Origin of the sequence: Mycobacterium sp. E2462 (assembly GCF_001672685.1) — a bacterium.
GTDB lineage: Bacteria > Actinomycetota > Actinomycetes > Mycobacteriales > Mycobacteriaceae > Mycobacterium.
In genome coordinates, this window is sequence record NZ_LZKC01000482.1 from 1 (window position 1) to 7,004 (window position 7,004).

Consider the following 7,004-nt stretch of genomic DNA (forward strand, 5'->3'; position numbering starts at 1 on the left):
CCGCGGTGTACGGCGCGTCCGAGGGGCTGCGCACCGTGCTCATCGAGCGCACCGCGACGGGCGGCCAGGCCGGCCGGCCCGCCGCCGATGACGATCAGGTCGTAGAACTCCTGCGATGGCGTGGTGGTCAGGCCCAGGGTGTCGGCGAGCTCGGCGTCACTCGGCTCGATCAGGGGTTTGCCGCGCTCGGTGATGACGACCGGCAGCCGCCGCCCGTCCTCCCCGGCCGCGCTGAGCAGCCGCTCGCCGGCCGGCTCGTCGGCCATGAACCAGGTGTAGTAGAGGCCGTTGCGGGCCAGGAAGTCGCGCACCTGCCACGACCGCGCCGACCAGCGGTGGCCGATCACCTTGGTGTGCGGGATGGGGTGCTCGGGCGCCGCCCGCCACGCGTCGAGCAGCGCGTCGATGACGGGGTAGAACTTCTCCTCCGGCGGGTCCCACGGCTTGAGCAGGTAGTGGTCCAGGTCGACGACGTTGATCGCGTCGATGGCCGCATGCGTGTCGGCGTAGGCGGTGAGCAGCACCCGCCGCGCGGCCGGGTACAGGTCCATGGCCTGCTCGAGAAACTCGATGCCGCTCATCTGCGGCATCCGGTAGTCGGCGATCAGCATCGCGACCGTCTCGCCGCGCAGCTTGAGCTCCTTGAGGGTGCCCAGGGCGTCGGGGCCCGACTCGGCGCGCACGATTCGGTGGTTCTCGCCGTAGTGGCGGCGCAGGTCTCGCGCGACGGCCCGCGACACCGACGGATCGTCGTCGACGGTGAGCATCACGGGCTTGCGCTGGGCGATGGGTGAGCCGGCGGTTGCTGGGGAGGTGGGCGTGGTCATCGGCGTTAAGTATGCGCTTGTCAGCGGCGGTGCGGGAGGTTCGGCGGGTAGGCTCGGAGTCATCCCGCAGCGATTTTGGCCAGCACGGACAACCAGGTATTGTGGAACAACGGTGCGGCATCCGCGCCGGCTTTTTGGTGTGCCAAGTCCCGAGGAATTTCCTGTCACCGGCTCACGTTTTAAGTCGGTGCTGCGTGTTGCGCCGCGCAAGGCCGCAGCCGTGAACGAGACGAAACACCAGAAGACACCTAAAAGACGAGGACGCTGAAGAAGTTATGGCCAAGAAGGACGGCGCCATCGAGGTCGAGGGCCGCGTGGTCGAGCCCCTGCCCAATGCGATGTTCCGCATTGAGCTGGAGAACGGCCACAAGGTGCTCGCCCACATCAGCGGCAAGATGCGGCAGCACTACATCCGCATCCTGCCCGAGGACCGGGTGGTGGTGGAGCTTTCTCCCTACGACCTGTCCCGCGGCCGCATCGTGTACCGCTACAAGTAAGCCAGCGCAGAGCCCCGACAAACCGACAGACAAGAACAGGATCGAACAGCCGTGAAGGTGAACCCCAGCGTCAAGCCAATCTGTGACAAGTGCAGGGTGATCCGTCGGCATGGGCGGGTCATGGTGATCTGCTCTGATCCGCGCCACAAGCAGCGCCAGGGCTAGTGGCGATCGCCAGCGCGGCGTAGCCGGGCGCAGCGGGTCGCCACGATCCATCGAGGCGATCGCCAGCGCGGCGTAGCCGGGCGCAGCGGGTCGCCACGATCCATCGCGCGAGCACAACTGAATGCAGACCTCCCAGCACCACTGAGCGAATACGTCGCTTAGCCACGCCCGGACGGAGGCCGGGCCCCGAAACTTCGGGAACGGGCTGGGAAAAGACCTCCGCCGAGAAAAAGAGGAAACGCCACCTATGGCACGACTAGTCGGCGTCGATCTGCCGCGCGATAAGCGGATGGAGATCGCCCTGACCTACATTTTCGGTGTCGGCCGCACGCGGTCGAACGAGATCCTCGCGGCCACCGGCATCGACCGGGACCTGCGGACCAGGGACCTCACCGATGACCAGCTGACCCAACTGCGCGACTACATCGAAGCCAACATCAAGGTGGAGGGTGACCTGCGCCGCGAGGTGCAGGCCGACATCCGGCGCAAGATCGAGATCGGCTGCTACCAGGGCCTGCGGCACCGCCGCGGCCTGCCGGTGCGCGGCCAGCGAACCAAGACCAACGCGCGGACCCGTAAGGGCCCCAAGCGCACCATCGCCGGCAAGAAGAAGGCCAGGTAACCCCCCATGCCCCCAGCCAAGAAGGCAGCCGCGTCGGGCCCCAAGAAGGGACAGAAGACTCGTCGCCGGGAAAAGAAGAACATCCCGCACGGCGCCGCGCACATCAAGAGCACGTTCAACAACACGATCGTGACCATCACCGACCCGCAGGGCAACGTCATCGCCTGGGCGTCGTCGGGCCACGTCGGCTTCAAGGGCTCGCGCAAGTCGACCCCGTTCGCCGCCCAGCTGGCCGCGGAGAACGCCGCCCGCAAGGCCCAAGAGCACGGCGTCAAGAAGGTCGACGTGTTCGTCAAGGGCCCGGGCTCGGGCCGCGAGACCGCGATCCGGTCGCTGCAGGCCGCCGGCCTCGAGGTCGGCGCCATCTCCGATGTCACCCCCCAGCCGCACAACGGCTGCCGTCCGCCCAAGCGGAGAAGGGTCTAGGGAAATAGATCATGGCTCGTTACACCGGACCCATCACCCGCAAGTCGCGCCGGCTGCGCACCGACCTCGTCGGTGGTGACCAGGCCTTCGAGAAGCGTCCCTACCCGCCCGGCCAGCACGGCCGCGCGCGGATCAAGGAGAGCGAATACCTGCTGCAGCTGCAGGAGAAGCAGAAGGCCCGCTTCACCTACGGCGTCATGGAAAAGCAGTTCCGCCGCTACTACGAAGAGGCCGTGCGCCACTCCGGCAAGACCGGCGAGAACCTCCTGCAGATCCTGGAGAGCCGGCTGGACAACGTCGTGTACCGGGCGGGCCTCGCCCGCACCCGCCGGATGGCCCGCCAGCTGGTCAGCCACGGTCACTTCAGCGTCAACGGCGTGCACGTCAACGTCCCGAGCTACCGGGTGTCGCAGTACGACATCATCGACGTGCGCGAGGGCTCGCTGAACACCGTGCCGTTCCAGATCGCGCGGGAGACCGCGGGCGACCGTCCCATCCCGAGCTGGCTGCAGGTCGTGGGGGAGCGCCAGCGGATCCTGATCCACCAGCTGCCCGAGCGCGCGCAGATCGACGTGCCGCTCACCGAGCAGCTGATCGTCGAGTTCTACTCGAAGTAAGACCCCCCGCGCTGAACCCGGCGCGGGTTGCGGCGATCGCAAGCGCGGCGAAGCCGGGCGCAGCGGGTCGGCGCGAATGAGTGAAACGGCATCAAATAGCGGGTGCCGAGAAGGAGATAGAAGAACACCATGCTGATTTCTCAGCGACCCACACTGTCGGAAGAAGTGTTGACCGACAGCCGCTCTCAGTTCGTCATCGAGCCGCTGGAGCCCGGATTCGGCTACACGCTGGGCAACTCGCTGCGGCGCACGCTGCTGTCGTCGATCCCCGGCGCGGCCGTCACCAGCATCCGCATCGACGGGGTGCTGCACGAGTTCACCACCGTGCAGGGCGTCAAGGAAGACGTCACCGCGATCATCCTGAACCTCAAGAGCCTGGTGGTGTCCTCCGAGGAGGACGAGCCGGTCACCATGTACCTGCGCAAGCAGGGCCCGGGTGCGGTCACCGCCGGTGACATCGTGCCGCCCGCGGGCGTCACGGTGCACAACCCCGAGATGCACATCGCGACGCTCAACGACAAGGGCAAGCTGGAGGTCGAGCTGGTCGTCGAGCGCGGCCGTGGCTACGTGCCGGCCGTGCAGAACCGGGCGTCCGGTGCCGAGATCGGCCGCATCCCGGTCGACTCCATCTACTCGCCGGTGCTCAAGGTGACCTACAAGGTGGAAGCCACCCGCGTCGAGCAGCGCACCGACTTCGACAAGCTGGTGCTCGATGTCGAGACCAAGAGCTCCATCACCCCGCGCGACGCGCTCGCGTCGGCGGGTAAGACGCTGGTCGAATTGTTCGGCCTGGCAAGGGAACTCAACGTCGAGGCCGAGGGCATCGAGATCGGGCCGTCGCCGGCCGAGGCCGACCACATCGCGTCGTTCGCGTTGCCGATCGACGACCTCGACCTGACCGTGCGGTCCTACAACTGCCTCAAGCGCGAGGGCGTGCACACCGTCGGCGAGCTGGTGAGCCGCACCGAGTCCGACCTGCTGGACATCCGCAACTTCGGTCAGAAGTCCATCGACGAGGTCAAGGTCAAGCTGCACCAGCTGGGCCTGTCGCTCAAGGACAGCCCGGCGAGCTTCGACCCGTCGCAGGTCGCGGGCTACGACGTCGCGACCGGCACCTGGTCGACCGAGGGCGCCTACGACGACCAGGACTACGCCGAAACCGAACAGCTGTAACGGCCGTCCGGTTCCTCGGCGGCCACCAGGCCGCTGAGGAACCGGGCAGCTTCGAAGAAGAAGTCCGTCCCGGCCCTACCTGATACGGGGGCCGGCCCCACAAGGAGATAGCGCAATGCCCAAGCCCACCAAGGGCCCCCGCCTCGGCGGGTCGTCTGCCCACCAGAAGGCCCTGCTGGCCAACCTGGCCACGTCGCTGTTCGAGCACGGCCGCATCAAGACGACCGAACCGAAGGCCCGTGCGCTGCGGCCGTATGCGGAGAAGCTGATCACGCATGCGAAAAAGGGTGCGCTGCACAACCGCCGAGAGGTGATGAAGAAGATCCGCGACAAGGACGTGGTGCACGCCCTGTTCGCCGAGATCGGGCCCTTCTTCGCCGACCGGGAGGGTGGCTACACCCGCATCATCAAGGTCGAGCCCCGCAAGGGTGACAACGCCCCGATGGCGGTCATCGAGCTGGTGCGGGAGAAGACGGTGACCTCCGAGGCGGACCGCGCCCGGCGGGTGAAGTCGTCGAAGAAGCCCTCCGAGGGCGGCGACGCCCCGGTGGCGGCCGCGGCGGCGCCGCAGGCGGCGGTCGAGCCGGGCGAAACCGTGGGCCCGACCGCCGACGAGGCGGCCGCCGGGGCCGAAGAGACCACGGCCGATGCCGCGCCGACCGAGGCGCAGGCCCAGGCCGAAGAGACGGCCGAGAAGGCTGTCGCCGCGCGGGCCGAAGCCGAGGCCGAGGCCGACGACCAGGCCGACGAGAGTTAGCGACGACGTCCGCCTGCGGCTCGGGATCGCCTACGACGGCACCGGTTTCGCGGGTTGGGCGGCTCAGTCGGGCCAGCGTACGGTGGCCGGTGTCCTCGATGAGGCGCTGACCACCGTCTTCCGGATTCCGGTGCGGTTGCGCGCCGCCGGGCGCACCGACGCCGGGGTGCACGCCACCGGGCAGGTGGCCCACGTCGACGTGCCGGTCGAGGCCCTGCCCAACGCCTACCCGCGCGCGCCGCGGGTGGGCGAGCCCGAGTTCCTGCCGCTGCTGCGTCGGCTCGGCCGGTTCCTGCCGACCGACGTCCGCATCCTCGACATCAGCCGCGCGCCCGCGGGTTTCGACGCGCGGTTCTCGGCGCTTCGCAGGCACTACGAGTACCGGCTGTCGACGGCGCCGTACGGCGTGCAGCCGCTGCAGGCCCGCTACATCACGGCCTGGCCGCGCGACCTCGACGTCGACGCGATGGCCGCGGCGTCACGAAACCTGTTGGGGCTGCACGACTTCGCCGCCTTCTGCCGGCACCGCGAGAACGCCACCACCATTCGCGATCTGCAGCGGTTCGACTGGGTCCGGGACGGCGACCTGATCACCGCGCACGTCAGCGCCGACGCGTTCTGCTGGTCGATGGTGCGCTCACTGGTGGGCGCGCTGCTGGCCGTCGGTGAGCACCGGCGCCCCGCGTCGTGGTGTCGCGAATTGCTCTCCGCCGCAACGCGTTCCAGCGACTTCGCGGCGGCCCCCGCGCACGGGCTGACCCTGGTCCGCGTCGACTACCCGCCCGAGGGTCAGCTGGCCGCGCGCAATCTGATCACCCGCGACATCCGGACCCGCTGAACGCGGTCGGGGCGTCAGACCTTGCCCGCAACGAATTTCGCGGCCTGCGTGGTCAGCCCCGGCACGTAGCCGAGGTGGGCCTGCCACTGATCGCCGTTGGAGCAGATCGGATCGCCGGGGTTGCACAGATCGATGGTCTTGTCGCCGAATCCCGGCGACAGCGCGCTCATCAGCCCGCCGGCCCGGCCGGACGGGTTGCCGAACAACGCCACCGCGGCGACGTGGTCGGCGGCGTCGGCCGGCAGCGGCTGGTGAAAGCCCAGGCCGGGAAGCGGCGCGGCGGTGACGATGTCGACGACCGCCGCCCCCTGCGAGTACCCGCCGAGCACCAGCTTGGTGTCGGGGCAGTTGCCGGCCATCTGCTGGATGTGCCCGCTGGCGTCGTTGGCGCCGTCGGTGGCGGCCAGGAAGTCCTTGCTGGCCGGATAGTTGACGCCGTACGAGCCGACGTTTTTGCCCGACTGCGCGCGCAGCGCGCTGACGAAGGCCCCGCCGACCTTACCGACGCCGGGCGGTTCGTCGGTGCCGCGCGCGAACACCACCTCGACGTCCGGGCAGGACGCCCACGCGTGCGGCAGGTGCGGCGAGGCGACCCACAGCGCAGCCGCCGCGACTCCCGCGACGGCCAGAGGTATCAGACGCACACGACGATGTTACGGGGCGTGCTGGTGGGGCAAAAGTAAAGATTCAGACCAGCGGCGCTTGCGGCGACACCGTCGCGGGCCCCGGCGCCGTGTCCGGGCCACCGTGGATCGACGAACCCGAGCCCGGCGGCACCTGGCCGCCCAGCGGGGACGGCTGCGGGCCGTAGCCGGGCGGCACGGGCCCCAACGGGGGCCCGAACGCGGGCGCCGATGACCCCGAGCCCTGCAGCTTTTGGGCGACGAACGCCGCGGCCTGGGTGGTGTAGACGGGCACGTAGCCCTCGGTGTGCCCGGTCCACTCGTTGCCCGGCCCGGCGTGGCAGATCGGGTCGTTGGGGTTGCAGTAGTCCGCGGCCTTCGAACCCAGCAGCGCGCTCTGGCTGGGCAACGTGCCACCGGCGCGGTCGGCCACGTCACCGAACGTGACGACGGCGGCGA

11 protein-coding genes are annotated in these 7,004 nt (G+C 69.1%); 8 read left to right on the top strand and 3 right to left on the bottom strand.

The features are described from left to right. Positions 1 to 827: response regulator (locus A5714_RS24720; protein WP_156747490.1), on the bottom strand; the 827-nt coding region annotated here is incomplete at its 3' end. Positions 828 to 1,102: 275 nt separating this feature from the next. Between A5714_RS24720 and infA the strand changes: the two genes are divergently transcribed. The 8 genes from infA to truA all read left to right on the top strand — a co-directional run bounded on the left by infA (position 1,103) and on the right by truA (position 5,922). Then, positions 1,103 to 1,324, top strand: a complete 222-nt coding sequence (infA, locus tag A5714_RS24725) for a translation initiation factor IF-1 (protein WP_003418601.1) — start codon at positions 1,103 to 1,105, stop codon at positions 1,322 to 1,324. 51 nt (positions 1,325 to 1,375) lie between these two features. Continuing rightward, the gene (gene rpmJ / locus A5714_RS25765) at positions 1,376 to 1,489 is read left to right on the top strand and encodes a 50S ribosomal protein L36 (RefSeq protein ID WP_003879483.1); all 114 of its coding nucleotides are present in this window, start codon (positions 1,376 to 1,378) and stop codon (positions 1,487 to 1,489) included. A gap of 247 nt (positions 1,490 to 1,736) precedes the next feature. Beyond that, positions 1,737 to 2,111, top strand: coding sequence for a 30S ribosomal protein S13 (gene rpsM, locus A5714_RS24730; protein ID WP_068071752.1), 375 nt, complete (start codon positions 1,737 to 1,739; stop codon positions 2,109 to 2,111). Between the two features lie 6 nt (positions 2,112 to 2,117). Continuing rightward, on the top strand, positions 2,118 to 2,537 hold the full coding sequence (gene rpsK, locus A5714_RS24735) for a 30S ribosomal protein S11 (RefSeq protein ID WP_068071750.1): 420 nt from the start codon (positions 2,118 to 2,120) through the stop codon (positions 2,535 to 2,537). A gap of 11 nt (positions 2,538 to 2,548) precedes the next feature. Further along, a complete protein-coding gene (rpsD, locus tag A5714_RS24740; RefSeq protein ID WP_068071747.1) occupies positions 2,549 to 3,154 on the top strand; it encodes a 30S ribosomal protein S4 in 606 nt (201 codons plus the stop codon). Positions 3,155 to 3,283: 129 nt separating this feature from the next. Further along, a complete protein-coding gene (locus tag A5714_RS24745; RefSeq protein WP_068071745.1) occupies positions 3,284 to 4,327 on the top strand; it encodes a DNA-directed RNA polymerase subunit alpha in 1,044 nt (347 codons plus the stop codon). A gap of 115 nt (positions 4,328 to 4,442) precedes the next feature. Further along, positions 4,443 to 5,084 carry a 50S ribosomal protein L17 gene (rplQ, locus tag A5714_RS24750; protein ID WP_068289904.1) on the top strand — a complete coding sequence of 214 codons (642 nt, stop codon included), beginning with the start codon at positions 4,443 to 4,445 and terminating at the stop codon, positions 5,082 to 5,084. Next, positions 4,975 to 5,922, top strand: a complete 948-nt coding sequence (gene truA / locus A5714_RS24755; RefSeq protein WP_197513919.1) for a tRNA pseudouridine(38-40) synthase TruA — start codon at positions 4,975 to 4,977, stop codon at positions 5,920 to 5,922. The genes rplQ and truA overlap by 110 nt, the downstream gene beginning before the upstream one ends. A gap of 14 nt (positions 5,923 to 5,936) precedes the next feature. Here truA and A5714_RS24760 read toward each other — a convergent pair whose 3' ends face one another. Together A5714_RS24760 and A5714_RS24765 are read right to left on the bottom strand one after the other, a co-directional pair. Next, positions 5,937 to 6,566, bottom strand: a complete 630-nt coding sequence (locus A5714_RS24760; RefSeq protein WP_156671199.1) for a cutinase family protein — start codon at positions 6,564 to 6,566, stop codon at positions 5,937 to 5,939. 43 nt (positions 6,567 to 6,609) lie between these two features. Further along, on the bottom strand, positions 6,610 to 7,004 hold a 395-nt coding region (locus tag A5714_RS24765; protein WP_156747491.1), incomplete at its 5' end, for a cutinase family protein.

What these genes read in the sequence shown, in the direction of transcription:
- rpsK (WP_068071750.1), top strand. Translation starts at nt 2,118, where the DNA reads ATGCCCCCAGCCAAGAAGGCAGCCGCGTCGGGCCCCAAGAAGGGACAG.
- A5714_RS24745 (WP_068071745.1), top strand. Translation starts at nt 3,284, where the DNA reads ATGCTGATTTCTCAGCGACCCACACTGTCGGAAGAAGTGTTGACCGAC.
- rplQ (WP_068289904.1), top strand. Translation starts at nt 4,443, where the DNA reads ATGCCCAAGCCCACCAAGGGCCCCCGCCTCGGCGGGTCGTCTGCCCAC.
- truA (WP_197513919.1), top strand. Translation starts at nt 4,975, where the DNA reads ATGCCGCGCCGACCGAGGCGCAGGCCCAGGCCGAAGAGACGGCCGAGA.
- rpsM (WP_068071752.1), top strand. Translation starts at nt 1,737, where the DNA reads ATGGCACGACTAGTCGGCGTCGATCTGCCGCGCGATAAGCGGATGGAG.
- infA (WP_003418601.1), top strand. Translation starts at nt 1,103, where the DNA reads ATGGCCAAGAAGGACGGCGCCATCGAGGTCGAGGGCCGCGTGGTCGAG.
- rpsD (WP_068071747.1), top strand. Translation starts at nt 2,549, where the DNA reads ATGGCTCGTTACACCGGACCCATCACCCGCAAGTCGCGCCGGCTGCGC.